Raw genomic sequence first — 615 nt, forward strand, 5'->3', positions numbered from 1 at the left:
AGGAGGGACACAAGCTACAGGAGGTCCGCCGGTGACCGACCTCACCCCCGCTGTCGCGGTCTCGGAGAAGCCGGCTGCCCCACCGTCACCGCCGACAGCACCGTCGCCGCCGGCCCGCCGGCTCACCCCGCCGCGCTGGCGGGACTCCCGTCTGCTGGTGGGCGTCCTGCTGGTACTGGTGTCGGTCGTGGTGGGCGCCCGCCTGTTCGCGACCGCCGATGGCAGCCAGGACTGGGTGGTGGCGGCCGCGGACCTCCCGGCCGGGCATGTCGTGGCCGCCGCCGATCTCACCACGGCCTCGGCCTACCTGCGCTCGGCGACCGCGAGCCGTTACTTCCCGGGTGGGCGCCGGTCGGAGCTGGTGGGGACGATGCTCGCCCGTCCGGTGTCCGCCGGGGAGCTGCTCAGCGGCGCTGACTTCGTGCGTGACGACGTACGCCCGACTCGGCTGGTCTCGATCGTCGTCAAGGACGGCAGAGCCCCCGCGCTCACCCCGGGCGATCACGTGGACGTCTTCGTCCTACAACGGTCGGGCCCGGCGGGTGCCGGTGCCGCCACCGGCGCCGCCACCGGCGCGGGCACCGGCGCTGGCACACCGGGCACGGCGGGCGCGGG

At 75.4% G+C, this 615-nt stretch carries 1 protein-coding gene; it reads left to right on the forward strand.

Annotation, left to right across the window (positions count from 1 at the left end; all coding sequences use genetic code 11):
- Positions 1-31 precede the first annotated feature (31 nt).
- Positions 32-615 (forward strand): SAF domain-containing protein (locus tag NBW84_RS23430; protein ID WP_250287462.1); only part of this gene is annotated, 584 nt, incomplete at its 3' end.

Source organism: Protofrankia sp. CiP1_Cm_nod2 (assembly GCF_920664355.1).
In the GTDB taxonomy this organism is placed as follows: Bacteria; Actinomycetota; Actinomycetes; order Frankiales; family Frankiaceae; genus Protofrankia.